This window comes from Pseudonocardia ammonioxydans, assembly GCF_900115005.1.
Classification (GTDB): Bacteria; Actinomycetota; Actinomycetes; order Mycobacteriales; family Pseudonocardiaceae; genus Pseudonocardia; species Pseudonocardia ammonioxydans.
This window is the reverse complement of the sequence record NZ_FOUY01000020.1, coordinates 81,026-103,144: the sequence shown is the minus strand read 5'-3', so window position 1 is coordinate 103,144 and position 22,119 is coordinate 81,026. Positions and strand designations below refer to the sequence as shown.

The following is a 22,119-nucleotide window of genomic DNA, read 5'->3' as shown; positions in this document are numbered from 1 at the left end:
GGCGCCGTTGCCGAGTGCCGGAAGTCATGGTCGTCGATCACGACCTCCGGCACTCGTGGGCGGCCCGGCCGGACCCGCATCGTGGCCACCATGACAGCGATCGAGGTGCACGACCTGCACAAGAGCTACCGCGGCCGGGTAGCCGTCGACGGGGTCGGCTTCACCGCCGCGGACGGTTCGGTGACCGGCGTGCTCGGCCCCAACGGCGCCGGGAAGACAACGACCGTCGAGTGCATCGCCGGGCTGCGCCGCCCGGACCGCGGCACCGTCCGGGTGCTCGGGCTGGATCCCCGCCGGGACCGGCGCGCGCTGCGGGCGGTGCTGGGGGTGCAGCTGCAGGAGGCGGCGCTGCACGACATGCTCACCGTCGCCGAGCTCGTGCGGGTGCACCGGTCGATGCACCGCGACGGTGCGGACCCGGAACGGCTGATCGCCGCGGTGGGGCTCGAGGAGTCGGCGGGGACCCGGTTCGACCGGCTCTCCGGCGGGCAGCAGCAGCGGCTGTCGGTGGCACTGGCGCTGGTCGGTGCGCCCCGGGTGGTGATCCTCGACGAGCTCACCACGGGGCTCGACCCCCGCTCGCGCGAGGACGTGCTCGAGCTGGTCCGCGAGCTGGCGGCGGGCGGGGTGACGGTCCTGATGGTCAGCCACCGGATGGACGAGATCGAGCGGCTCTGCGACCGGGTGCTGCTGCTCGACGACGGCCGGCTGGTCGCGGACGCGAATCCGGCCGGGCTGATCTCCGCGGCCGGGCTCACCGAGCGGGTGCGGTTCCGGACGGCCGGGGGGTTCGACCGGTCCGCACTGCTCGGTCTGTCCGGTGTGGACGAGGTGACCCGGGTGGGGGAGGAGGTCGTCGTCTCGGGGGCCGGGGACCTCGTCGGCGTCGTCGGGACCGAGCTGGTGCGCCAGGGGGTCGTCGCGACCGGGCTGCGCGAGCAGCGGCCCACCCTCGACGACGCGTTCCTGGAGCTGACCGGCCGCCGGCTCGACGCCGGCCGGAGCAGCGCCGGCCGGAACAGCGCCGGCCGGAATGGGGAGGTGGCGGCATGAGCACCCGCCTCCCGCCCGCCGGCTGGGCGGCGCTGGTCGGCGCCGAGGCCCGGATGGTCGCCCGCGACACCGCCGGGCTGGTCGTCCCGCTGGGGCTGCCGCTGCTGATCCTGGTGATGGTCGGGCTGACCACGGCCGGGGTGCCGCCCGAGGTGTTCGGCGGCCGCACCCCGCTGGAGGTGGTGGGGCTCCCGCTCGCGGCGGCCGTCGTCGTGGGCATGGTCGGGGTGGTCAACGTGCCGAGCTTCCTGGCGCACTACCGGCGCGCCGGGGTGCTGCGCAGGCTCGGGGTGACCCCGGCCGGGCCGGTACCGGTGCTCGTCGCCCAGGGTGTCGTCGGGTTCGCCCAGGTCGTGGCCGGATGCTTGCTGGCCCTGCTGGTCGCGATGTGGGGTTTCGGCGCCGGGCCGCCGTCGTCGCCGGGGGTCGCGCTGGGTGGTCTGCTGCTCGCGAGCGCCGCGTTCTTCGCGCTCGGCGGGCTGGTCGCCGCGCTGGCCCCGACGACGAACGCGGCGATCGCCGCGGGCCTGGTGCTGTTCCTCGGCACGGGTGCCGTGGGCGGGATGTTCGGGGACGCGTCCGCGTTGCCCGGCCCGCTCGCCGAGGCCGGCCGGGTGCTGCCGTTCGGGGCGACCGTGCACGTGCTGGGCGCGGCCTGGCGCGGGGTGCCACCGGACCTCGCACCGGTGCTCGGGCCGGCGGTCACCGCCGTGGTCGCCGGTCTCGGGGCGGCCCGCTGGTTCCGCTGGGAGTGACCCCGTTGGTCTCCCGGACCGAACGCGGCGGCCGGGTTCGTCCCCGGGACCGAAGGAACGCCGCCGTGATCTCCCTACGGTCGGCCCATCGCACCGACGCGAAGGGAGACCGCCGTGAAGACCTACGCACTGTCCCGGCCGGTGGACGGGGAGGACACCTGGCAGGACGGCAAGCGCTACGCCTGGCTGCTGGGCCTGGTCGTCCCGATCCTGCCGTTCCTCGCCATCGGGCTGCACCTGCTCACCGGCCTGTCGGCGGTGCTGTGGCTCGGGCCGGTCGTCGTCCTGGTCGTCGTCCCGGCGATCGACCTGGTCGCCGGGCACGACCCGACGAACCCGCCGGACGAGGTGATGGAGGAGCTGGAGGAGGACCGCTACTACCGCTGGGTCACCTATGCCTACCTCCCGCTGCAGTACGCCGGACTGTTCACCGGCATGTGGTACATCGCGAACGCGGGCGCACCCCTGGCCGGTGACATCGGGCTGGCGGTCACGCTCGGCACGGTCGCCGGCGTCGCGATCAACACCGCGCACGAGCTCGGCCACAAGCGCGAGGACGTCGAGCGCTGGGCCGCCAAGATCGCGCTCGCGCCGAGCTTCTACGGGCACTTCTACGTCGAGCACAACCGGGGCCACCACGTCCGCGTCTCCACCCCGCAGGACCCGGCCTCGGCCCGGATGGGCGAGAGCTTCTACCGGTTCTGGCCGCGGACCGTCGCGGGCTCGCTGACCAGCGCCTGGCGGCTGGAGCGCAAGCGGTTCGCCCGCCGCGACCGGCACCCGTACCGGATCGGCAACGACGTGCTCAACGCCTGGCTGATGTCGGTGGTGCTGTGGGGCGCGGTGATCGCACTGTTCGGCTGGGGCACGCTGCCCTACCTGCTGCTGCAGGCCGTCGTCGGGTTCACCCTGCTCGAGCTGGTGAACTACATGGAGCACTACGGGATGCTGCGCCAGAAGGTCGGCCCGCCGGACCGCCGACGCTTCGAGCGGGTCACCCCGGCCCACTCGTGGAACTCCAACAACATCGCCACCAACGTGCTGCTCTACCACCTGCAGCGGCACAGCGACCACCACGCGAACCCGACCCGGCGCTTCCAGACGCTGCGCGACTTCCCGGAGGCCCCGGTGCTGCCGACCGGCTACACCGGGATGATGATCGCCGCGCTGATCCCGCCGCTGTTCCGCAGGCTCATGGATCCGCTGGTGCTCGCGCACTACGACGGCGACCTGCGGCTCGCCAACCTGCAGCCGTCGAAGCGGGAGGCGCTGCTGGCCACCTACCCGCCGCCGGGTGTGGCGGCCGAGGAGGAGCTCGCCGACGTCTCCCGCCGGGAGCACGCCGACGGTGTCACCGCCGCCCGCTGCCCCGGCTGCGGCTACACCTACGAGGTCGCGGCCGGCAACGAGGCCGAGGGCTTCCCGGCCGGTACCGCCTGGTCGGAGATCCCCGACGACTGGACCTGCCCGGACTGCGGCGTCCGGGAGAAGGTCGACTTCGTGGCCCTGAGCCCCGAGGAGGTGTGAGCCGGGCGCGGGCGGGCGCGCTACGGTCCGGCCGTGCCACCGGTGACCGACGTCCTCGCCCGCCTGGCCGCCGCGGTCCGGGACGACGCCGGTGACCTTGCCGGGTGTGTGCTCGCCGAGATCGACGCCGGGCTGCCCGACCTGGGCCGTGATCCCCGGGTCCGCGAGCTGCTGGTCGCCACGGTCGAGGGCTCGCTGGACGGCGCGCTGAGTGTGCTCACCGGCGGTGGGGACCCGGACGACGCGCCGGTCCCCGCGGCCGCCACCGACATCGCCCGCCGGCTCGCCCAGCAGGGCGTCGCCGTGACCGTGCTGCTGCGCGCCTACCGGCTCGGGCAGGCGGCCTTCCAGCAGGTGCTGATCTCCCGGATCGCGACGGCCGGTCTGGCCGCGGACGAGGTCGCGGCCGTCGTGCGGGAACTGTCCTCGGTGGCCTTCGGCTACGTCGACCGGGTCTCGGAGGAGATGGTCGCGGTGCACCAGGCCGAGCGGGACGGCTGGGTGCGTCGCCGCGACGCGGCCCGCCTGGCCATGGTGGACGCCGTCCTGGCAGGCCGGGGCGGGTCGGCGGCCGAGGTGGAACGCGCGCTCGGACACCCGCTGGACGGCGAGCACCTGGCCGCGGTGTTCTGGTCCGCGCCCGGCGCGGCCGACCCGGGGCGGGCGCTGGAACGGGCGGTCGCGGCGGCGGGCGAGACGCTCGGGTGCCCGCGGCCGCCGCTGGTCGTCGCCCCCGACGGAGCCACGCTGTGGGCCTGGTACCCGGCGCCCGGGCCCGCCCCGGTCGAGCTCGGGCCGGGCGAGGTGTTCGCGGCGCTCGGCACCCCGGAGCCCGGCCTCGACGGGTTCCGCCGCTCGCACCGGCGGGCCCGGCAGGTCCAAGCGGTCGTGACCGCGGCCGCGCCCGGGGCCCGCCGGCCGGTCACCACGGCGGCCGCGCTCGGCCCGCTGCTGCTGCTCGGTGCCGACGTGGAGCTGCTGGGTTCGTGGGTGCGCGAGGTGCTGGGCGGGCTCGCGACCGACGACGAGCAGCACGAGCGGCTGCGCGAGACCGTGCGCTCCTACCTGGGCGCGGGCGGGAGCCTCGCCGCCGCGGCCGGGGAGCTGCACCTGCACAAGAACTCGGTGCAGTACCGGCTGCGCCGTGCCGAGGAGGCGCGGGGGAGATCGCTCTCGGACGGGCGCCTGGACCTCGAGGTCGCCCTGCTGGCCTGCCGGACGCTGGGGACCGCCGTGCTGGAGACCACCGGCTGACGCGCCGGTCACCGGCCGGGGCGCGCGGGCCCGGCCCGGAGGAACCGCCGGTAGAGCGCGACGTGCCGGTCCGCTGCCGTCGCCCACGAGTGCGCCGCGGCCAGCTCCCGGCCGGCGCGGCGGCGGGCCGGGTCCGGTTCGGTCGCGGCGGCGGCCAGCGCGGCGGCGAATCCGGCCGGGTCCGTCGCGAACCGGGCCGCGTCGCCGAACACCTCCCGCAGCACCGGCAGGTCCCGGGTCACGAGGGGCACCCCGGCGGCGAGGGCCTCCATCGCGGCCAGCCCGAAGCCCTCCTTGACCGACGGGAACGCGAACGCGGCGGCACCGGCCATCAGGCCGGGCAGCTCGTCGTCGTCGACGGGGCCGAGGATCTCCGGGACGACCCCCAGACCGGCGGCGCGGGCCAGTACCGCCGCCCGGTAGTCGCGGTAGTCGAACAGGGTCTCGCCGCCGCCGATCACCAGCCGCAGACCGGGGAGCAGCGCCATCGCCTCCACCAGGTCGGCGGTGCCCTTGCGCGGCTCGATGCCACCGACCGAGAGCACGTAGCGGCCGAACCGTGCGCGCCAGGGAGCTCCGTCGGCTCCGGCGAACCGGGCGGCGGCCACCCCGTTGCCGATCACGGTGGCCGCGCGGCCCCAGCCGGCGCCGACCTCCGCGGCGACGGCCCGGGACACGCACACCAGCGCGGCGGGGGACACGATCGCCCGCTCGTGGCAGGCCGCCAGCTCCGGGGTGGCGAACTCGTCGATGTGGTGCACGGTGCGCAGGAGCGTCCGGTAGCCGTGCGCCCGGCCCTCGGCGTTGGCGGACAGGCAGTCCTGGGCGTGCCGGACGTCCGTCTCCCCGCCGGTGCCCAGCGCCGTGGCGAGCAGGTCGATCGACCGGAGGATCCGGGCGCCGACCGGCTCGCCGGGGACCTCCGGCACGGGGACCAGCCGGACCCGGACCCGCGGGGACACCCGGCGGAAGAACCCGGAGTCCCCGCCGCGGGCCAGCGACCACACCTCGACCTGGTGCCCGGCCGCGGCGAGCGCCTCGGCCAGGGCCAGGGTGTGCACGACGCCGCCCCGGGGCCGGGTCGAGTAGGTGGACAGCCGGATCCGGAGCCGGTCAGGCGCGGTAGAGATCAGGGCGGCGCTCCTTCAGGTGGTGCAGCACGGCCCGGGCTGCGTCGATCATGGCGTCCGGGTCGACGTCGGCGACCGCGAGGCCGCCCTTCGACCAGGTGCGGGCGAGGACCTCCCCGCCCGGCCCGACGACCTTCGCCCGGCCCAGGAAGTGCAGCGAGCCGTGGCGCCCGCTCTGGTTCGCCGAGAGCAGGAGCACCTGGTTCTCGGCCGCCCGGGACTGGTCGTAGAGATCGAACAACCGGGCCTGCCGGTCCTGGGCCATCCGCGGTGCCCGGTTGGTCAGCGACGTCGGCCACGCCGACAGGCAGGCGATCGTCCGGGCCCCGTCGAGGGCCAGCGACCGGGCCGCCTCGGGGAAGGTCTTGTCGTGGTCGATCAGCATCCCGATGCGCCCCGCGGGCGTGTCGAAGGCGGTGAACCCGTCGCCGGAGGCGAACACCCCGGCGAGGCCCGCCGGCTGGTGCACCTTGCGGTGCCGGCCGAGCACACCGTCGCCGGTGAGGCACACCGCCGCGTTGTACCGCTCGCCGTCGGCGCCGCCCGCCTCGCAGAAGCCCAGGCAGACGACCATCTCCCGGGCCAGCTCGACGACCGCCCGGACCTCGGGCCCGCCGGGGTCGAGCTCCGGTGGCAGCACCCGGTGGTCGGCCGGGTCCGGGGCGCGCAGGTCGTGGACGTACCCGCCGAGGGCGCCGTCGGGCAGCGCGAGCACGGACACGCCTGCCTCCCGGGCGTGCGCGATGATCACGCCGATCCGGCCGATGTCGAAGGTGAGGTCCCGGCCGAAGTGCGCGGCGGCCGCGGCGACCCGCACCCGTCACGCCCCCGCGGCGACGGGGGCGGCCCCGTAGGTGGCGGGGCGGCGGTCCCGCAGGTGCCCCATGTGGCGGCGGGCGGCGTCGACCGCGGCGTCGACGTCGATGCTCGCGACCGCGAGCCCGGGGGCGGGCCCGGTGGTCGCGAGGACCTCACCACCCGGGTCGACGACCTTCGCACCGGCCACGAGCTGCATGTCCCCGAACGTGCCGGCCTGGTTCGCCGACACCCACACGATCTGGTTCTCCAGGGCGCGGGCGCGGTCGTGCAGGTCGAACCGCCGCGCCCAGCGGTCCTCGGCGAGGACCGGGGCCCGGTCGGTCCGCGATGCGGGCCAGGCCGACATGCACACCACCGTCCGTGCCCCGTCGAGGGCCAGTGCCCGTGCCGCCTCCGGGAACGCCTTGTCGTAACAGATCATCATCCCGATCCGGCCGGCCGGCGTGTCGAACGCGGTGAACCGGTCGCCCGCGGCGTAGGAGCTGTGCTCGTTCAGCGGCTGGTGCACCTTGCGGTGCCTGCCCAGCACGCCGTCACCGGTCACGGCGACACAGCTGTTGTACGGCCGCCCACCGGACGCGTCGTCGCCGGTCTCGCAGTACCCGGCGGTGACGACCATGTCCCCGGCCAGCGCCGCGAGCCTGCGGATCTCCGGGCCGTCCGGATCCAGCACCGGCGGCACGTCCGGACCTGCGCCGCCGGTGCCGTCGTCGTGCAGCGAGGACAGGTAGCCGCCCAGCGCCGCCTCGGGCAGGGCGAGCAGGTCGGCGCCGCTCGCGCGGGCCTGGGCGATCGTCGCGGCGACCCGGGCGAAGTCCTCCTCCAGGTCCCGCACGAAGCCCTGCGCGGCAGCGGCGAACGTCGTGGTGGTCATGCGATCTCCTCTCCGGCGGCCGGTCCCATCCCGGTGACGCCGCCGGGCACGGCCTCGGTCTCCTCGCCGTCCGGCCAGCGCAGCCGGACCCCGGCCCCCGCGACGAGCTCGCCGCACGCGGCCGACACGGCCGGACCGGCCTCGATCGCGGGGGCGTCCGGGACGTCCGCGGTGAGCAGGCCGAACCCGGGGAAGCAGGTGAACCAGTCGCCGGCGCTCGCGCCGTCCGGGCGCGGGACGGCGGCGACGTCGAGCACGGCGCCGGTGCCGGACGCCTCGGCGAGCATGCCGAGGGTCCCGGCGATGCCGGCCATCGAGACGTCCTTCGCCGCGGCGGGCCGGTGCGCGGCGGCGGGGCCGATGGCGCCGATCATCGCCGCCAGCTCGGGACGGGTCCGGGACGTCGTCGAGTCCCACTGGCGCCCGCGGTAGCCGGGCCGCCAGCCGCCGCCGAGGTCGGCGGTCAGCCGGACGGCGTGCCCCACCCGCCCCCCACCGGCCGGGACCGGGTGTGCGGTGCGGCCCAGCGCGGTCAGCGAGAGTGCGGCGGGGACGTCGAGCTGGGTGTGGCCGCCGAGCAGCGGGACGCCGTAGGCGTCGGCGGCGGCCCGCACCCCGGACAGCACCCGGTACGCGAACGACGCGTCCCGGGCGCCGACCGCGTCCAGCAGCCCGACGGGGGTGGCGCCCATCGCGGCGAGGTCGTTGACGTTGACCAGGACGCCGGCCCAGCCCGCCCACTCGGGGTCGCGTTCCACCATCGCCGGGACGATCGCGTCGCAGCAGGCGACGACGTCGGTCCCGGGGACGGGGGCGCCGTCGTCGCCGACGAAGCCGGCCGGGCCGACCGCGCCGAGCAGCGCCCCGAGCGGGGCCTTGGTCGCCGACACGAGCGCGTGGAGCCGGGTGAGCGGCCACCGCATCCGTACGTGCGGCGCCCCGGCGACCACGGTGTCGCGCACCCGGTCCCAGCCCAGCCGGGTGAACATCGCCGCGCTGCGGAGCTGCACGTCGGCGTCGAACCGGAGCGCACCGGCGGACTCGGCGCGGGCGCACGCGGCGCGGACGAGGGCCGCGCCGATCCGGATCCCGGCGCGCCGCCGGGCCGCCGGTGTGACGACCAGCCGGCTGCCGCTCCACCAGCCGATGTCCGGCCCGGCGGGATCGGCGGGCCCGAGCCGGACGCCGCCGAGCAGCGTCCCCGCGGCGTCGCGGGCCAGCAGCACGACCGACCGTGGGTCGGCGTCGTGGTCGTCGAGGTCGCCGGTGGTCGTGTCGGCGAACAGCGCCTGCTCGCGGCCGAACACCTCGCGGCGCAGCGCCCGGTAGGCGACGACGCCGGGGTCGGCCGCGTCGGCGGCGCGCACCTCGGTGATCGTGGTGGCCCGGCCGGTGGCGGTCCGCGGGCGACCGCCGAGCAGCTCGTCGGCGACCCACCGGGACGCCGGGGTCAGCCGGTGCGCAGCAGCGGCGCCGTGGTCCTGGACGGTCATGCCTCAGCCCCCCGCCGCCGACAGGGCACTGCACGCCCCGCAGGCCGCGCAGCCCGCGGCCTGGTCGGCGCCGCGCATCCCGGACGCCCGCAGCTCGGCCGCGACCCGGGCGGTCACCTCGGCGAGCAGCGCGGGATCGGGGCCGGGCACGCCGTCGTCGAACGCGAGGGTGCCGGGGATCGGGCGGTAGGGGACGACGAACGGGTAGACACCGCGCGCGATCAGCTCGGCGGCCCCGGCGACGAGCTCGTCCGGGTCCTCGCCGAGCCCGACGATCAGGTAGGTGGACACGGCGTCCGGGCCGAACACCCGCACCGCCTCGTCCCATGCCGCGCGGTACTGCGACAGCGGGACGGTCGCCTTGCCGGGCATCCAGCGCCGGCGGACGTCGTCGTCGAGCGACTCGACGTGGATGCCGATCGCGTCCGCGCCGGCCGCCCTCAGGTCCGTGAGCACGGCGATGTCCTCGGGCGCGGGCGGTTCGCACTGCACCTGCACGGGCAGGCCCGGCACCGCGGCCCTGATCGCGCGCACGCAGCGGACCAGGTGCCGGGCGCCGCGGTCGCGGCCGTTCGACGTGCCGGTCGTCAGCACCATCTGGCGCACCCCGTCGAGCCGGACCGCGGCCTCGGCGACCTCGGCGAGCTGGGCGGGGGTCTTCACCGCGGTGGTGGCGCCGGAGCGCAGCGACTGCTCGATCGCGCAGAACCGGCAGCGGTCGGACTCGCCGTAGCGCACGCACGTCTGGACGACGGTGGAGGCGAGCACGTCGTTGCCGTGCAGCCGGGCGATCTGCTCGTAGGAGACGCCGTCGGCGGTGGTCAGGTCGTAGAACGCGGGCCGCGCGACGGTGTCGACGGCGACGCCCATGTCGGTCACCCCGCCGCCGGGCTCGCTGCGGACCAGGCGCCCGTCGCGGAGCCGGAACGGGGAGTCGGCGACGATCGGGACGGTGGTCCTCAGACCGTCGACGAGCACGTGACCGTCGGCCGACGGGCCGGCGCCGCCGGGGCGGCGCAGCGGGATCACGGAGCCGAGCTCGGTGACCGTGCCGGAGCCGCGGCCCGGCGGGGTGCCGGGATCGAGCGCCACACCGCGGACGGCCATCTCGGCGCGGGCCTGCAGCCCGAGCTCGGTGAGCTCGGCGAGGTCGGTGGGATCGGGGGAGGGAGCGGACATACGGCGGACCTCCTGGGCCGTGAGTGGTTATCGCGGTCAGGACCGCGATAACCACTCACGGGCGCTCAGAGCTGGTAGGTCGAGTTGATGATCGCGCCCTTGCGGGCGTAGTGGATGAGCGCGTCCTGGACGTCGAGCGGGTGCGTCGGGATGACGCCGGAGATGAGGTCCTCCTCGCGGGCGCCGTGCAATGACAGCCCGAACCGGCAGCAGAAGACCTTTCCGCCTTCGCCCATGAACGTCGCGAGCTGGTCGTTGATGTTGTGCTCGCCCGGGAAGGCGGACGTTCCGGTGGTCGGGAACCCGCGGGTGGCCAGGCAGTTCAGCGAGCCGGGGCCGTAGAAGTACATCGCCGACTCGAAGCCCTTGCGCAGGGCCCGGGTCGCCTGCAGGACCGCCACGAAACTGACCGAGGACTCGTGCGCGATCCCGTGGACCAGCGTGAAGTAGGCCTCGCCGTTCTCGGCCTGCAGATCGGGGAAGACCTTGGTGCCGCCGTAGATGCTCGACCCCGCGGGCAGCGAGGGGTGCGGGATCTCCTCCAGGCTCTTCTTCTCGATGTCGGTCAGCTCGGCGCTGGTCATGGTGCGACTCCTCGTGATGGTCCGGTTTCGACGGGCCACACGACATCAGCGCCGCGTTTCGGAACCGTTTCGTGCGGACTGCGGAAGCAATTCCGAATGGGGGAGTTGTGAACGTTTCGTTGCGTAACACGAGGCAACATTCCGGTCGTCCGGACGACACGGTTCCGCAATCTCGCGGGTCGAGTGTGGACCGCCCAACACACGAGTGGAGGAGGTCCGATGACGTCCGATCTGGACGGGGAGCACCGGGCGGTGATCGTCGTCGGCGGTGGCCAGGCCGGCCTGTCGATGAGCCGCTGCCTGGACGTGCGCGGGATCGACCATCTCGTCCTGGAGCGCGACGTGGTCGCGTCCTCCTGGAAACGGCACCGCTGGGACACGTTCTGCCTGGTCACCCCGAACTGGCAGTGCGACCTGCCGGACTTCCCGTACGCGGGCCCGGACCCGCACGGGTTCATGGTCCGCAGCGAGATCGTCGACTACCTGGAGGCCTACCGGGCGTTCGTCGACCCGCCGCTGCGGGAGGGCGTGTCCGTCACCCGGGTCTCGCGCGACGAGCACGGCACGTTCCGGCTGGAGACCTCGGCCGGTACCTGCACGGCCGACCAGGTCGTCGTCGCCACCGGCGGCTATCACACCCCGGTCACGCCGACCCTGTCCGAGCCGCTGCCGCCGTCGATCACCCAGGTCCAGTCGCAGGACTACCGCAACGGCGGGCAGCTGCCCCCGGGCGAGGTACTGGTCGTCGGCTCCGGCCAGTCCGGGGCCCAGATCGCCGAGGACCTGCACCTCGAGGGCAGGCAGGTACATCTCGTCGTCGGGAACGCGCCGCGCGTGGCCCGGTTCTACCGGGGACGCGACGTCACCGACTGGCTCGACGAGATGGGCTACTACCGGATGCCGGTCACCCGGCATCCGCGCCGCGAGGCCGTCCGCGCGCAGGCCAACCACTACGTGACCGGTCGCGACGGCGGCCGGGACATCGACCTGCGCCGCTTCGCCACGGAGGGGATGCGGCTGCACGGCGCGCTCGTCGACCACCGCGCGGGGACGCTGCACCTGCGGCCCGGTCTGGCCGCGTCGCTGGACCACGCGGACGAGGTCAGCGAGTCCATCAAGGACACGATCGACGGGTTCGTCGCGTCGCGGGGGATCGACGCGCCGGTCGAGGAGCGCTACTCCCCGGTGTGGCGCCCGGAGAGCGAGCCCACTGAGCTCGTGCTGGCCTCGACCGGGATCACCTCCGTCGTGTGGTGCGCCGGGTTCCGGCCGGACTGGTCGTGGGTGGACGTCCCGGTGTTCACCGGGCGCGGCACGCCGAGCCACCGGCGGGGCGTCACTGGGACGCCGGGGCTGTTCTTCCTCGGCCTCCCCTGGCAGTGGACCTGGGGTTCCGGGCGCTTCTCCGGGGTGGGCGCCGATGCGGAGTTCCTCGGCGAGCGGATCCGCTCGCGGCGCGGGATCACCTCCACCGGCGGCCGTGGCGACGTCTGCGACGTGCTCGCGCTGGGGGCCTGAATGGACACCGCCGACCTCGGCGGGACAGCCGGCTGGGGGCCGGTCGTCGCGCCGGGTGACGTCGAGCCCGAACCGCCCTTCGGGCAGCGGTGGGAGGGCCGGGCGTTCGCGCTGACGGTCCTGACGATGGGACGGGTCTCCGGGCGGAACCTCGACGCGTTCCGCTACGCGCTGTCCCGGCTGGACCGCTCCGCCTACCTCGACGACGGCTACTACGGCCGCTGGCTGCACGCCGCCGAGCAGATGCTCACCGACTCGGCGGTCCTGGCACCCGGCGCGGTGCAGGCGCGGGCACGGCGGTTGCGCGGCGAGGAGCTCGCCGAGCCGCCGGTGCCCGAGCCCGCCCGGCCCGACTACGCCCCGACCGCACCCGGATCCCTGCGTCGCCTCGCGCGAGCGCCGCGGTTCGCCACCGGCGACCCGGTCCGCCCGCTCGCCGAGGCCCCCGCCCCGGCCGCGAAGCTGCCCCGGTACCTGCGTGGCCGGGCCGGTGTCGTCACCGCCGTCCGGCCGCCGCACGTCCTGCCGGACACGCACGCCGTGTTCGCGGGGGAGCACCCGCAGCACGTCTACGGCGTCGCGTTCGCGGCCCGGGAGCTGTGGGGCGACGGTGCCGAGGACGCCACCGTGCACGCCGACCTGTTCGAGTCCCACTTGGAGCCGCGATGACCCCGGACCCCGCCGGGCCCCCCGGCCCGTCGCTGCGCACCGAGGCGCTCGAGGAGCTGCTCGTCGAGCGCGGGCTGGTCGACCGCGCCGTGCTGGACGGGTTCGTCCGCACCTACGAGCAGGACGTCGGGCCGCTCAACGGCGCGACCGTCGTCGCACGCGCCTGGACCGACCCCGGATATCGCGCGTGGCTGCTGTACGACGGCACCGCCGCGATCGCCTCGCTCGGGTTCACCGGGCCGCAGGGCGAGCACATGGTGGTGCTGGAGCAGACCGCCGACGTGCACCACGTCGTGGTCTGCACGCTGTGCTCCTGTTACCCGTGGCCGGTGCTCGGCCTGCCCCCGAGCTGGTACAAGGACCCGGCCTACCGGGCCCGGGTGGTGCGCGAACCGCGGACGGTGCTCGCCGAGATGGGCCTCGACGTCCCGCGGGAACGCCGGATCGAGGTGTGGGACTCCTCGGCCGAGGTCCGCTACCTGACGCTGCCGCGCCGGCCCGCCGGCACCGCCGGGCTGCCCGCCGAGGAGCTCGCCGCGCTCGTCACCCGGGACGCGATCGTCGGCGTGGCGGAGGTGGCCGCCCGGTGAGCATCACGACGGACACGACCGGGCCGGGAGCCCCGCCGCGGGCGAACGGTGAGCTGGTCTTCGCCGCACCGTGGGAGGGCCGTGCGTTCGGGATGGCGGTGGCGCTGGCCGAGAGCGGCCGGATCACCTGGGACGAGTTCCGGGAGCGGCTGATCGCCCGGATCTCCGTCGACCCCGCACGCGCGTACTACGCCTGCTGGCTCGCCGTGCTGGAGGAGGTCCTGGTCGGTGCCGGCCGGATCGGCGACGGCGAGGTGGGCACCCGCGCGACGCGGCTCGCCGGGCGGGCGGCCGGTCACGACCACGCGCCTCCGCATCCCTCCGCTGAGCGGGCGGGGTGAAAATCGTGCACGACCGCATGATCGTGCGGCCGAGGGCCCGCGACGCCGCTACCGTCGACGGCATGCGCGCACCCCGGTCCCTGGTCCTGCGGACCGTGGCCTGGTGTGTGGGGGTCGTCCTGGCGGGCGCGGCGGTGCTGAGCGCCGTGGTCGTCGGGCTCGGGGCGCTCGTCGGCCCGGCCGAGGCGGAGGCGGGCAAGGAGCTCGACGGCGCCGCCACGTCCGCGCAGCGGTTCGCCCGCCTCGCCGCCGACGACCCGCGCGCCGCGCTCGCCTCCTGCACCGCGGCCCGGGCCACCGACTTCGACGCGCTCGCCGGCGCGCTGCCCGCGGACACCGTGGCCGCCGACGAGCGTTACGCCGTCACCGACGGCGCGCACGTCCTGCTGGCCGCCCGGGTGACCGGCGACGACCTGACCGGGGCCGACAGCGACCGGGCGGTCTGGGCCTACGGCCGCCAGGGCTTCGCCGCCGTCACCGACGACGCCCGCGCGCTCACCCCGGACCTGCCCGGCCCGCAGCTCTACGGCATCGACGCCGGCGCACCGGCCGTCGTCCGCGCCGCGAGCTGTGTCGACGCGGCCGAGCGGGTGGCGGGTTCACCGGCCGCGCGGGACGACTGAGGCCGAGCCTCAGCCGGGCAGGATCATGCAGCTCGAGGTGGCCTCGCCGAGCAGCTTCCCGGCCGCGTCGGTCAGCTCGGCCCGCGCCAGCGCGGTGCGCCGGCCCGCGTGCACGACGTGCCCGGTGCAGGTGACCGTGCCGGTGTCGACGGTGATCGGGCGCAGGAACCGCACCGACAGGTCGAGGCTGGTGTAGCCGGTCCCGGCCGGCAGCGTGGAGTGCACCGCGCAGCCGCACGCCGAGTCGAGCAGCGTCGCGTAGACGCCGCCGTGCACGGAGCCGATCGGGTTGTACTGGTGCTCGCCCGGCTCGAACTCGAACACGACCGTGCCGCGTTCCGCGGACACCGGGCGGAAGCCGACCAGGCTGCCGATCGGGGCGCCGGGGAGGCGGCCGTCGGTGATCCGCTGCAGGAACTCCAGCCCGTCGAGGCCGGTGGCCGCGGCGGCCAGCTCCCGCGGGTCGGACCACTCGTGCTCGCGGCGGCGGGTGCTGGTCTCGGCGGTCATCGCTGCTCCTGATCGGGGTTGGGGCCGGGATCGAGGTCGGGGTCACGGGCCGGGGCACCGGGCCCCGGCCGGAGCAGCACGCGGTCCCCGGCGCCGAGCCGGTGCCCGTCGGCGCAGACACTGACCAGCCGGACCGGTGCCCCGCAGTCCTCGTGCACGCGGAGCACCGGCGGCCCCGCGGGGTCGGCGAGGTGCCGGTCACCGAAGTCCATCAGCGCCGCGACGACGACACCCAGGTCCCGGCCGCGCCGGGTGAGCCGGTACTCGGCCCGGGTCCGGGAGCCGGGCTCGCGGTAGTCCACCCGTTCGACGACGCCGGCCTCGGCCAGTGTGGCCAGCCGGCGGCTGAGCACGGTCCGGGCCACGCCGAGGCCGCGGACGAGGTCGTCGAACCGGTGCACGCCGCGGCCGAGGTCGCGCACGACGAGCACGGTCCACGGGTCGGACAGCACCGCGGCGGTGCGCGCGACGGAGCAGACCTGGGCCGCGGCGGCCTCCCGTGCGTCCATCTTCTGCTCCCCGGTGGGCCTGACTAGCGCTGGTCTGGGTATCGCTGAGCTACTCAGAGGGGAGGCTACCCGACCCGCGACGACGGCGACGGATCAGCCCGGTTCGCCGCGGCGCTTGCGGTGGAGGATCCAGACCAGATCGACCAGTGCGACGACCGCGATCACCGCGAGCACCACGGCGAACCAGGTGATCCCGGCCGCCCCGGCCAGCACGGCGCCGACGACGGCGACGACCAGGCCGAACCCGGCGAGCACCGCCCGCAGGGTGAGTGCGCTGTGCGCTGGCGGCGCACCCCCGACACCCGCCGTGGGGTCGTGGTGGTCGGGAAGGCCCTGGCGGTAGCCCTCGCGGCGGCGCTCCCGCTCGGCCCTGTCCTGTCCGGTGCTGCGCGATCCCGTGCTCCGCGATCCCGTGCTCCGCGATCCCGTGCTCCGCGAGCCGGTGTTCATCGCCTACCTCCTCGATCGGTGCCGGGGTCCGCACGGCGGCTACCCGGTGGCGGCACGGGCACACCGCGGCGTGACGGGGCCGGCCGGCGGGATTGGACGCCGCGTCGCGGGGAATGCAGCGGGCGAGAGAGCCGGACAACACCGGTGACGGCATCCACGAGAACGGAGGGATCCGAGATGGCGAACGCACTCGAGGGCCGGACGGTCGCGATCCTGGCAGCCGACGGCGTCGAACAGGTCGAACTGACCCGGCCCCGCGAGGAACTGCGCAGGGCCGGGGCGCGGGTCGATCTGGTGTCGCTGTCGACCGAGCCGATCCAGTCGATGAACTCCGACATCAACCCGGCGGAGAAGTTCGAGGTGGACCGGGCGGTCGCCGACGTGTCCGCCGACGACTACGACGCGCTGGTGCTGCCCGGTGGCACCGTCAACCCGGACAACCTGCGGGTGAACGGCGACGCCGTCGGGTTCGTGCAGGCGTTCTTCGCGGCGGGCAAGCCGGTGGGCGCGATCTGCCACGGCCCGTGGACGCTGGTCGAGGCCGACGTCGTCCGCGGCCGGACCGTGACGTCGTACCCGAGCATCCGCACCGACCTGCGCAACGCCGGCGCGACCGTCGTCGACGAGCAGGTCTGCACGGACGAGGGGCTGGTCACCAGCCGCAACCCCGACGACCTCGACGCGTTCTGCGCGAAGATCATCGAGGAGTTCGCGGAGGGGAAGCACCCGGTGCACCCGCAGGGCGCGACGGCGTAACCGCCGTACGGACGACGAGCGGCCCGGACCCGTGCAGGGTCCGGGCCGCTCGTGCGTGGGCCGGGGAGCGCGCGGGCCGGAGAGTCAGTCCTCGACCGGCCCCGGCAGCTGTGCGTCGTCCTCGGGGTGCTCGCGGCAGCGGTCGGTCTCGGGCCGGATCTCCAGACGTTCGTCGTCGATCTCGGCACCGCAGACCGCGCACCGGCCGTACTCGCCCCGGTCCAGCCGGGCCAGCGCCGCCTCCACCCGCTCGCGGCGCCCCTGCAGGGTGTTCACCGTGAGGTCGCGGTCCATGGACTCGGTGGCGCGGGCCCCGGCGTCGCCGAAGTCCGTCCCCGCGGCCAGGCGGTCCGCGCCCGCGCCCTCCGACGGGCCCGCGGTGGCGATGTCGGCGGTCTCGTCGGTCCGGGTCAGCTCCTCGTTCAGCAGGGTCCGTGCCCGCTCGGAATCCATCGGTGCTCCTCTCGGTTTTTGTGGTCAGGGCCGGCCGTCCGGGCCGCCGTCGGGGACGACCACGACGGGGCACGACGCGTGTCGCAGGCAGTCCTGCACGGCGGAGCCGAGCGAGCCCAGCGGTCCGCGCCGGCGGTTGCCGAGCACGAGCAGCCGGGCCTCACGGGACCGTTCGGCCAGCACGGTGCCCGGGCGGCCGCGTTCGACCACCCGCTCGACCCCGTCCGGGGCGCCCGCGCCCCGCAGCGCGTCGTCGAGCATCCGTTCCGCGTCCGCCTGGCGGCGGTGGCCGCCGCGGGCCGCGATCGCCGAGGTCTGCACCGGCTCCTGCCAGACCGCGACCGCCACGATCCGGGCGCCGTCGGTCGCCACCGTGCGCACCGCCCAGGACAACGCGGCCCGCGAGGCGGGCGTGCCGTCCACGCCGACGATCACCGGTCCCGGACCGGGGGCGATCGTCGGGGACGGGTCCGCCGCCGCCTCCGGGGGCGGGTAGCGCCCGGCCTCGGGCAGGTCCGGCGCCGGGTCGTCCTCCGGACCGGTCGGCACGGCGCCGCCCGGCGGTGCACCGGGGTCCCGCGGTGCCGCCGTCCCCGGGGCGGCGTTGCTCGGGCCGGGGTCCCTCGGGTCGATGGTCATCCGGTCGACGTGGTCGTGCGGGTGCAGGTCGGCCTGCCCGCGGCCGGACTCGCCGTGTCGCACGGTTCACCTCCATGATCTGGCCTGCCGGATCGGCTCGTGCCCCGCGACTACCCGCGCACGCCGCGCGGAACCCTCCGGTCCCGCGTCGCCCGGGATCGAGCCGCCGCGGGCCGGGTGCGACCGTTTGCCGTACCCGGAGCGGGGTAGCCGCCGTCCCGACCCCACCGACGCTCCGAGGGAGGATCAGTGAGCGACAACCCGCCCGCCCAGCAGCAGCCACCGCCCGGTGACACCGGTGAGATGGAGCCGAACCCCCGCGACGAGATGCGCGACTACCGCGGGCGTGACCTGCTCGAGGGCACGGTCGCGCTGGTCACCGGGGGTGACTCCGGGATCGGCCGCGCGGTGTCGGTGGCCTTCGCCAAGGAGGGTGCCGACGTCGCCGTGGCCTACCTGTCCGAGGACGCCGATGCCGACCACACCGCGGGCCTGGTGCGCGCCGAGGGCAGGCGGTGCCTGCTGCTGCGCGGCGATCTCGGCGACGCCGCGCACTGCTCGGACATCGTGCACCGCACCGTCGACGAGCTGGGCCGGCTGGACACGGTCGTCAACAACATCGCGACCCAGGAGCCGTACGACTCGCTGACCGACATCTCCGACGAGGCATGGCTGCGTACCTTCGAGGTGAACGTGCACAGCTTCTTCCGCGTCACCAGGGCCGCCCTGGAACACCTGCCCGACGGTGCCGCGATCATCAACACCGGTTCGGTGAACGGGTTGCGGGGCAACAAGTCCCTGCTCGACTACTCGGCGACCAAGGGTGCGGTGCAGTCGCTGACCTACTCGCTCGCGCAGTCGCTGACCCCGCGCGGCATCCGGGTCAACTGCGTCGCTCCCGGTCCGGTGTGGACGCCGCTGATCCCGGCGACGATGCCGGAGGAGAAGGTCGAGGGCTTCGGGCAGCAGGTCCCGATGGGCCGGCCCGCCGCCCCGGACGAGATCGCCCCGTCGTACGTGTTCTTCGCGGCCCCGGCGCTGTCGTCGTACTACACGGGCGAGGTGCTCGCCCCGGTCGGTGGGGAGACGATGCCGGGCTGAGGAGGGTCAGTCCTGCTCGGCGAGCTGCTCGCGCAGCCGGCGCAGCGTGCGCGACAGCAGCCGGGACACGTGCATCTGCGAGATCCCCAGCTGCGTCGCGATCTGCGACTGGGTGTGGTCGCCGAAGAAGCGCATCGTCAGGATCGTCCGCTCCCGCTCGGGCAGTTCGCCGATCACCGTGTGCAGCTCCGCGCGGTGCGCGGCGAGCTCGAGGCCCGGATCGTCGGTACCGATCAGCTCGCCGAGCGGGGTGTCGTCGCCGGAGTCGGACCCGTCACCGGCGCCGGCGTGGGCGTCGAGCGAACGGGCGTGGTGCGAGTCGAGGGCGCCGAGGGCGTCGATGACCTCGTCGGTGCTCACGCCGAGCTCGCGGGCCAGCTCGGACGGGCGTGGCGCACGCCCCAGCTGCTGCCCGAGCGTGTCCGCGGTGTTGCGGACCCGGATGGCGAGCTCCTTGAGGTCGCGCGGCACCCGCACCGACCAGGAGCGGTCGCGCAGGTGGCGCTTCATCTCGCCGCGGATGCTCGGCACGAGGAAGCCGAGCGGCCCGCCGGTCGCGGCGGCCGGGTCGTAGCGGTCGACGGCCTTGACCAGGCCGAGCATGCCGGCCTGCTCGACGTCCTCGGCGCCGTTACCGCCCGGCGCGAACCGTCGCGACAGGTTGCGGACCAGTGGCCGGAACTCCCGGATGACGTGCTCGCGCAGCTCGTGGCGCTCCGCGTCCCCACTGGGGATGGCGGCGAGCCGTTCGAGCGCGGGGGTCAGGTGGTCGTAGGCGTGCCGGCCGTCGCGGGCGGTGTCCGCCGCGGCGGGGAGGGTGGAGGTGCGCATGGACGTCCTCGCGTTCGCCGGTGGCTGGTGCGGGGTCCGCTGCGTGTTGAACGGATCGAGGCACGGCCCCGGGGAGCCGTGCGAGCCGGATCGCCGACCGTAGTCCTCGACCCCGGTGCCGACAACCCCGCCGGACACGGACCTGAGCGTGCCCACAGCTTCTCAGTGGCGCCACAGCGAACGGTCCCTACCGTGCGTTGCATGCCGACAGCACTGGTGACCGGGGCGAGCCACGGGCTCGGTGAGGCCTATGCCCGCGAGCTCGCCGAACGCGGGTACTCGATCGTCCTGGTCGCCCGGGACGCCGATCTCCTGGCCGAGATGGCCGAGCGGATCGGCCGCGCCACCGGCGCCATCGTCGAGCCGCTGGCCGCGGATCTCGCCGACCCGGCCGGGGTGACCGCGGTCGAGCGGCGGATCGCCGACCCCGCCCCGCCGGTCGAGCTGCTGGTGCACACCGCGGCCGGGGCCACCGGGATCGCCGCCGGGGCCACTGATCAGCTGGTCCGGGCGGCGGCGACCGCCATGACCGCTCGCGGACGGGGCGGGATCCTCGCCGTCGCCGAGGACCCGGGTCCGGACGAGGACGCATGGTCCCGGCCGGCGGCGATCGCCGGCCCGGTCGCCGCGTCCCTGCACGGGACCGGGGTGACGATCACCGTCGTCGTCGCCGGGCGGGCGGCGTCGCAGCCCGCGGAGGTCGTGCACCGCTCGCTGCGCGACCTGGCCCGGGGCCGCACGGTGTCGCTGCCCGGCCGGCTGCAGCGCCTGGTCACCCGGCCCGCCGGGCGGTTGGCGGCCCGCGTCACCGGCCACGGGCGTCCCCGGCCGGAACCGGGGCCCATGGCCGGGCACACCCGGCCCTCGCCCGTCCCGACGCCGTTCCGGGACGCGCCGTCCCCGGTCCGCGCGGTCCCGGCCGGCGGTGGCGGCCCGTCCGTGCTGCCCGAACTGCCGGCCCGACCGGCCCACGTCCCGGCCGCGGGGTCGCCGGTCGCGCGGGAGTCCGGCACCGGACCGCTGCCCGCGGTGCCGGCGCGTCCGGGGATCGAGGGGACCGGGCGCACCCGGGTCGTCGTCCACCGGCTGCCCGGGCCGCCGCGCCCGGTCCAGGGGCCCGGGTACCACGGCGCCACCGTGCGGCTGGCCACCGGCTGAGCCGTCCACCCGACGGGTGATTCGGGCGTATCCGGACAGGGGTGACGAAGCTCGCTTGCACCCCGGGTGTCAGGAATCGGGCGTCGTGCCCTAGCGTTCGGTTCAGCGAAGGGGAGTACTCCCGAACACGGCGCTGCCGTCACCACGGAACCAGGACGTGCTGGTCCCGGTGGCGCCGGTCCGCCACCGGCGGGCGGAGGAGACCTTCAGCGCTCGAACCTGCGCTGGAGGATCTGTGAACGTCCCGCTCTGGGTATGGCTGGCGACGATCGCCGCCATCATCGGCATGCTCGCCTTCGACTTCATCGGGCACGCCCGCGACCCGCACGAGCCGACCCTGCGCGAGTCGGCGATCTGGTCGGCCGGCTACATCGCGCTCGCCCTGCTCTTCGGTGTCGGTGTCGGCGTCTTCTCCGGCTGGCAGTACGGCGGCGAGTACATGGCCGGCTGGCTGACCGAGAAGGCGCTCTCGGTCGACAACCTGTTCGTCTTCCTGCTGATCATGACGGCGTTCGCGGTGCCCCGGGTGCACCAGCAGAAGGTGCTGCTGATCGGCATCGCGATCGCGATCGTCATGCGCGGCGCGTTCATCGCGGTCGGTGCGGTGATCATCGAGCGGTTCGTCGCGGCGTTCTACCTGTTCGCGATCGTCCTGTTCTGGCTGGCGTACTCCCAGATCAAGGAGGCCCTGTCCGGCGGGCACGACCAGGACCCGGCCGACGCCGGGGACACCAAGCTGATCCGCATGGTCCGCAAGGTCCTGCCCACCTCGACCGAGTACGACGGGTCGAAGCTTCTCACCCGGATCGACGGCAAGCGGATGCTGACCCCGATGGCGCTGGTCATCGTGGCGATCGGGCTGACCGACCTGCTGTTCGCGTTCGACTCGATCCCGGCCATCTTCGGCCTGACCCAGGAGCCGTTCCTGGTGTTCACCGCCAACGCGTTCGCCCTGCTCGGGCTGCGCCAGCTCTACTTCCTCATCGGTGGCCTGCTCGAGCGGCTGATCTACCTGGCGCACGGCCTGGCCGTGATCCTCGCCTTCATCGGCGTGAAGCTGACCCTGCACGCGCTGCACGAGAACAACGTGCCGTTCATCAACGGCGGGCAGCCGGTGCCGGTGCCCGAGGTGCCGATCTGGCTGTCGCTGCTGGTGATCACGGGAACGATCGCGGTCGCGGCGGTCGCCAGCCTGGTCGTCTCGCGCCGGCGGCGCGCCGCCGGGACCGACGGGCAGGAGCTCGCCGGGACCCCCGGCAGCGGGCGCGACACCGAGCGATAGGCCGTTCGGCCCGGGCGCGGA

The 22,119-nt window shown here is 75.2% G+C and carries 25 protein-coding genes; 13 read left to right on the top strand and 12 right to left on the bottom strand.

Features of this window, described 5'->3' with window-relative positions; genetic code table 11:
* Positions 1–90: 90 nt before the first annotated feature.
* The 4 genes from BM093_RS19540 to BM093_RS19525 all read left to right on the top strand — a co-directional run bounded on the left by BM093_RS19540 (position 91) and on the right by BM093_RS19525 (position 4,589).
* Positions 91–1,053, top strand: coding sequence for an ABC transporter ATP-binding protein (locus BM093_RS19540; RefSeq protein WP_093346513.1), 963 nt, complete (start codon positions 91–93; stop codon positions 1,051–1,053).
* Entirely contained in the window at positions 1,050–1,808 is a 759-nt protein-coding gene (locus tag BM093_RS19535; RefSeq protein ID WP_093346270.1) for an ABC transporter permease, read from the top strand. Before BM093_RS19540 ends, BM093_RS19535 begins: the two co-directional genes overlap by 4 nt.
* 114 nt (positions 1,809–1,922) lie before the next feature.
* Positions 1,923–3,335: a fatty acid desaturase gene (locus BM093_RS19530; protein ID WP_093346266.1), complete on the top strand. Its 1,413-nt coding sequence runs from the start codon at positions 1,923–1,925 to the stop codon at positions 3,333–3,335.
* 33 nt (positions 3,336–3,368) lie between these two features.
* Positions 3,369–4,589, top strand: a complete 1,221-nt coding sequence (locus tag BM093_RS19525) for a PucR family transcriptional regulator (protein WP_143105444.1) — start codon at positions 3,369–3,371, stop codon at positions 4,587–4,589.
* Between the two features lie 8 nt (positions 4,590–4,597).
* Here BM093_RS19525 and BM093_RS19520 read toward each other — a convergent pair whose 3' ends face one another.
* The 6 genes from BM093_RS19520 to BM093_RS19495 form a co-directional block, all read right to left on the bottom strand.
* Positions 4,598–5,686, bottom strand: a complete 1,089-nt coding sequence (locus BM093_RS19520; RefSeq protein WP_281248714.1) for an MSMEG_0565 family glycosyltransferase — start codon at positions 5,684–5,686, stop codon at positions 4,598–4,600.
* Between the two features lie 16 nt (positions 5,687–5,702).
* Complete coding sequence (locus BM093_RS19515; protein ID WP_093346252.1) at positions 5,703–6,536, bottom strand: carbon-nitrogen hydrolase family protein; 834 nt, start codon at positions 6,534–6,536, stop codon at positions 5,703–5,705.
* A 3-nt stretch (positions 6,537–6,539) separates the two neighbouring features.
* Positions 6,540–7,412 carry a carbon-nitrogen hydrolase family protein gene (locus BM093_RS19510; protein WP_093346248.1) on the bottom strand — a complete coding sequence of 291 codons (873 nt, stop codon included), beginning with the start codon at positions 7,410–7,412 and terminating at the stop codon, positions 6,540–6,542.
* A complete protein-coding gene (locus BM093_RS19505) occupies positions 7,409–8,905 on the bottom strand; it encodes an MSMEG_0567/sll0787 family protein (protein WP_093346244.1) in 1,497 nt (498 codons plus the stop codon). Before BM093_RS19505 ends, BM093_RS19510 begins: the two co-directional genes overlap by 4 nt.
* A gap of 3 nt (positions 8,906–8,908) precedes the next feature.
* A complete protein-coding gene (locus BM093_RS19500; protein ID WP_245773645.1) occupies positions 8,909–10,084 on the bottom strand; it encodes an MSMEG_0568 family radical SAM protein in 1,176 nt (391 codons plus the stop codon).
* Between the two features lie 65 nt (positions 10,085–10,149).
* Positions 10,150–10,668 carry an MSMEG_0572/Sll0783 family nitrogen starvation response protein gene (locus BM093_RS19495; RefSeq protein ID WP_093346239.1) on the bottom strand — a complete coding sequence of 173 codons (519 nt, stop codon included), beginning with the start codon at positions 10,666–10,668 and terminating at the stop codon, positions 10,150–10,152.
* A gap of 219 nt (positions 10,669–10,887) precedes the next feature.
* Here BM093_RS19495 and BM093_RS19490 point away from each other — a divergent pair, with 219 nt between their 5' ends.
* The 5 genes from BM093_RS19490 (at position 10,888) to BM093_RS19470 (ending at position 14,409) form a co-directional block, all read left to right on the top strand.
* Positions 10,888–12,186 carry an MSMEG_0569 family flavin-dependent oxidoreductase gene (locus BM093_RS19490; protein ID WP_093346234.1) on the top strand — a complete coding sequence of 433 codons (1,299 nt, stop codon included), beginning with the start codon at positions 10,888–10,890 and terminating at the stop codon, positions 12,184–12,186.
* Positions 12,187–12,855: an SH3-like domain-containing protein gene (locus BM093_RS19485; protein ID WP_093346230.1), complete on the top strand. Its 669-nt coding sequence runs from the start codon at positions 12,187–12,189 to the stop codon at positions 12,853–12,855. It begins immediately after the preceding gene.
* Complete coding sequence (gene nthA, locus BM093_RS19480) at positions 12,852–13,445, top strand: nitrile hydratase subunit alpha (protein ID WP_093346225.1); 594 nt, start codon at positions 12,852–12,854, stop codon at positions 13,443–13,445. The genes BM093_RS19485 and nthA overlap by 4 nt, the downstream gene beginning before the upstream one ends.
* Positions 13,442–13,786 (top strand): nitrile hydratase accessory protein, encoded by a 345-nt coding sequence (locus BM093_RS19475; protein WP_093346222.1) that lies wholly within the window; start codon positions 13,442–13,444, stop codon positions 13,784–13,786. The genes nthA and BM093_RS19475 overlap by 4 nt, the downstream gene beginning before the upstream one ends.
* Positions 13,787–13,848: 62 nt before the next feature.
* Positions 13,849–14,409 carry a hypothetical protein gene (locus BM093_RS19470; RefSeq protein WP_143105443.1) on the top strand — a complete coding sequence of 187 codons (561 nt, stop codon included), beginning with the start codon at positions 13,849–13,851 and terminating at the stop codon, positions 14,407–14,409.
* Between the two features lie 9 nt (positions 14,410–14,418).
* On the opposite strand, the gene BM093_RS19465 is transcribed toward BM093_RS19470, so the two are convergent.
* The 3 genes from BM093_RS19465 to BM093_RS19455 form a co-directional block, all read right to left on the bottom strand.
* Positions 14,419–14,919, bottom strand: a complete 501-nt coding sequence (locus tag BM093_RS19465; protein ID WP_093346213.1) for a PaaI family thioesterase — start codon at positions 14,917–14,919, stop codon at positions 14,419–14,421.
* Positions 14,916–15,428, bottom strand: coding sequence for a winged helix-turn-helix transcriptional regulator (locus tag BM093_RS19460; protein ID WP_093346210.1), 513 nt, complete (start codon positions 15,426–15,428; stop codon positions 14,916–14,918). Before BM093_RS19460 ends, BM093_RS19465 begins: the two co-directional genes overlap by 4 nt.
* A gap of 93 nt (positions 15,429–15,521) precedes the next feature.
* The gene (locus BM093_RS19455) at positions 15,522–15,878 is read right to left on the bottom strand and encodes a DUF6343 family protein (protein WP_245773644.1); all 357 of its coding nucleotides are present in this window, start codon (positions 15,876–15,878) and stop codon (positions 15,522–15,524) included.
* Positions 15,879–16,055: 177 nt separating this feature from the next.
* Between BM093_RS19455 and BM093_RS19450 the strand changes: the two genes are divergently transcribed.
* Positions 16,056–16,634, top strand: coding sequence for a type 1 glutamine amidotransferase domain-containing protein (locus BM093_RS19450; protein WP_093346206.1), 579 nt, complete (start codon positions 16,056–16,058; stop codon positions 16,632–16,634).
* 84 nt (positions 16,635–16,718) lie between these two features.
* On the opposite strand, the gene BM093_RS37425 is transcribed toward BM093_RS19450, so the two are convergent.
* Both BM093_RS37425 and BM093_RS19440 read right to left on the bottom strand, forming a co-directional pair.
* Positions 16,719–17,087: a TraR/DksA family transcriptional regulator gene (locus tag BM093_RS37425; RefSeq protein ID WP_093346202.1), complete on the bottom strand. Its 369-nt coding sequence runs from the start codon at positions 17,085–17,087 to the stop codon at positions 16,719–16,721.
* A gap of 24 nt (positions 17,088–17,111) precedes the next feature.
* A complete protein-coding gene (locus BM093_RS19440) occupies positions 17,112–17,789 on the bottom strand; it encodes a universal stress protein (protein ID WP_093346198.1) in 678 nt (225 codons plus the stop codon).
* 240 nt (positions 17,790–18,029) lie between these two features.
* Between BM093_RS19440 and BM093_RS19435 the strand changes: the two genes are divergently transcribed.
* The gene (locus tag BM093_RS19435) at positions 18,030–18,827 is read left to right on the top strand and encodes an SDR family oxidoreductase (RefSeq protein WP_093346502.1); all 798 of its coding nucleotides are present in this window, start codon (positions 18,030–18,032) and stop codon (positions 18,825–18,827) included.
* A 6-nt stretch (positions 18,828–18,833) separates the two neighbouring features.
* Here the strand turns inward: BM093_RS19435 and BM093_RS19430 are convergent, their stop codons facing one another.
* Positions 18,834–19,658: a SigB/SigF/SigG family RNA polymerase sigma factor gene (locus BM093_RS19430; RefSeq protein ID WP_143105442.1), complete on the bottom strand. Its 825-nt coding sequence runs from the start codon at positions 19,656–19,658 to the stop codon at positions 18,834–18,836.
* A gap of 201 nt (positions 19,659–19,859) precedes the next feature.
* Between BM093_RS19430 and BM093_RS19425 the strand changes: the two genes are divergently transcribed.
* The gene (locus BM093_RS19425; RefSeq protein ID WP_093346188.1) at positions 19,860–20,816 is read left to right on the top strand and encodes an SDR family NAD(P)-dependent oxidoreductase; all 957 of its coding nucleotides are present in this window, start codon (positions 19,860–19,862) and stop codon (positions 20,814–20,816) included.
* 235 nt (positions 20,817–21,051) lie between these two features.
* Positions 21,052–22,098: a TerC family protein gene (locus BM093_RS19420; protein WP_093346184.1), complete on the top strand. Its 1,047-nt coding sequence runs from the start codon at positions 21,052–21,054 to the stop codon at positions 22,096–22,098.
* The last annotated feature ends 21 nt before the right edge of the window (positions 22,099–22,119 follow it).

Excerpts from the sequence above, each read along its gene's own strand:
- BM093_RS19535 (WP_093346270.1), top strand. The coding sequence starts at position 1,050 with ATGAGCACCCGCCTCCCGCCCGCCGGCTGGGCGGCGCTGGTCGGCGCC.
- BM093_RS19490 (WP_093346234.1), top strand. The coding sequence starts at position 10,888 with ATGACGTCCGATCTGGACGGGGAGCACCGGGCGGTGATCGTCGTCGGC.
- BM093_RS19465 (WP_093346213.1), bottom strand. The coding sequence starts at position 14,919 with ATGACCGCCGAGACCAGCACCCGCCGCCGCGAGCACGAGTGGTCCGAC.
- BM093_RS19540 (WP_093346513.1), top strand. The coding sequence starts at position 91 with ATGACAGCGATCGAGGTGCACGACCTGCACAAGAGCTACCGCGGCCGG.
- BM093_RS19500 (WP_245773645.1), bottom strand. The coding sequence starts at position 10,084 with ATGTCCGCTCCCTCCCCCGATCCCACCGACCTCGCCGAGCTCACCGAG.
- BM093_RS19430 (WP_143105442.1), bottom strand. The coding sequence starts at position 19,658 with ATGCGCACCTCCACCCTCCCCGCCGCGGCGGACACCGCCCGCGACGGC.
- BM093_RS19495 (WP_093346239.1), bottom strand. The coding sequence starts at position 10,668 with ATGACCAGCGCCGAGCTGACCGACATCGAGAAGAAGAGCCTGGAGGAG.
- BM093_RS19435 (WP_093346502.1), top strand. The coding sequence starts at position 18,030 with ATGGAGCCGAACCCCCGCGACGAGATGCGCGACTACCGCGGGCGTGAC.
- BM093_RS19450 (WP_093346206.1), top strand. The coding sequence starts at position 16,056 with ATGGCGAACGCACTCGAGGGCCGGACGGTCGCGATCCTGGCAGCCGAC.
- BM093_RS19505 (WP_093346244.1), bottom strand. The coding sequence starts at position 8,905 with ATGACCGTCCAGGACCACGGCGCCGCTGCTGCGCACCGGCTGACCCCG.
- BM093_RS37425 (WP_093346202.1), bottom strand. The coding sequence starts at position 17,087 with ATGGATTCCGAGCGGGCACGGACCCTGCTGAACGAGGAGCTGACCCGG.
- BM093_RS19455 (WP_245773644.1), bottom strand. The coding sequence starts at position 15,878 with ATGAACACCGGCTCGCGGAGCACGGGATCGCGGAGCACGGGATCGCGG.
- BM093_RS19460 (WP_093346210.1), bottom strand. The coding sequence starts at position 15,428 with ATGGACGCACGGGAGGCCGCCGCGGCCCAGGTCTGCTCCGTCGCGCGC.
- BM093_RS19470 (WP_143105443.1), top strand. The coding sequence starts at position 13,849 with ATGCGCGCACCCCGGTCCCTGGTCCTGCGGACCGTGGCCTGGTGTGTG.
- BM093_RS19510 (WP_093346248.1), bottom strand. The coding sequence starts at position 7,412 with ATGACCACCACGACGTTCGCCGCTGCCGCGCAGGGCTTCGTGCGGGAC.
- BM093_RS19425 (WP_093346188.1), top strand. The coding sequence starts at position 19,860 with ATGCCGACAGCACTGGTGACCGGGGCGAGCCACGGGCTCGGTGAGGCC.
- nthA (WP_093346225.1), top strand. The coding sequence starts at position 12,852 with ATGACCCCGGACCCCGCCGGGCCCCCCGGCCCGTCGCTGCGCACCGAG.
- BM093_RS19485 (WP_093346230.1), top strand. The coding sequence starts at position 12,187 with ATGGACACCGCCGACCTCGGCGGGACAGCCGGCTGGGGGCCGGTCGTC.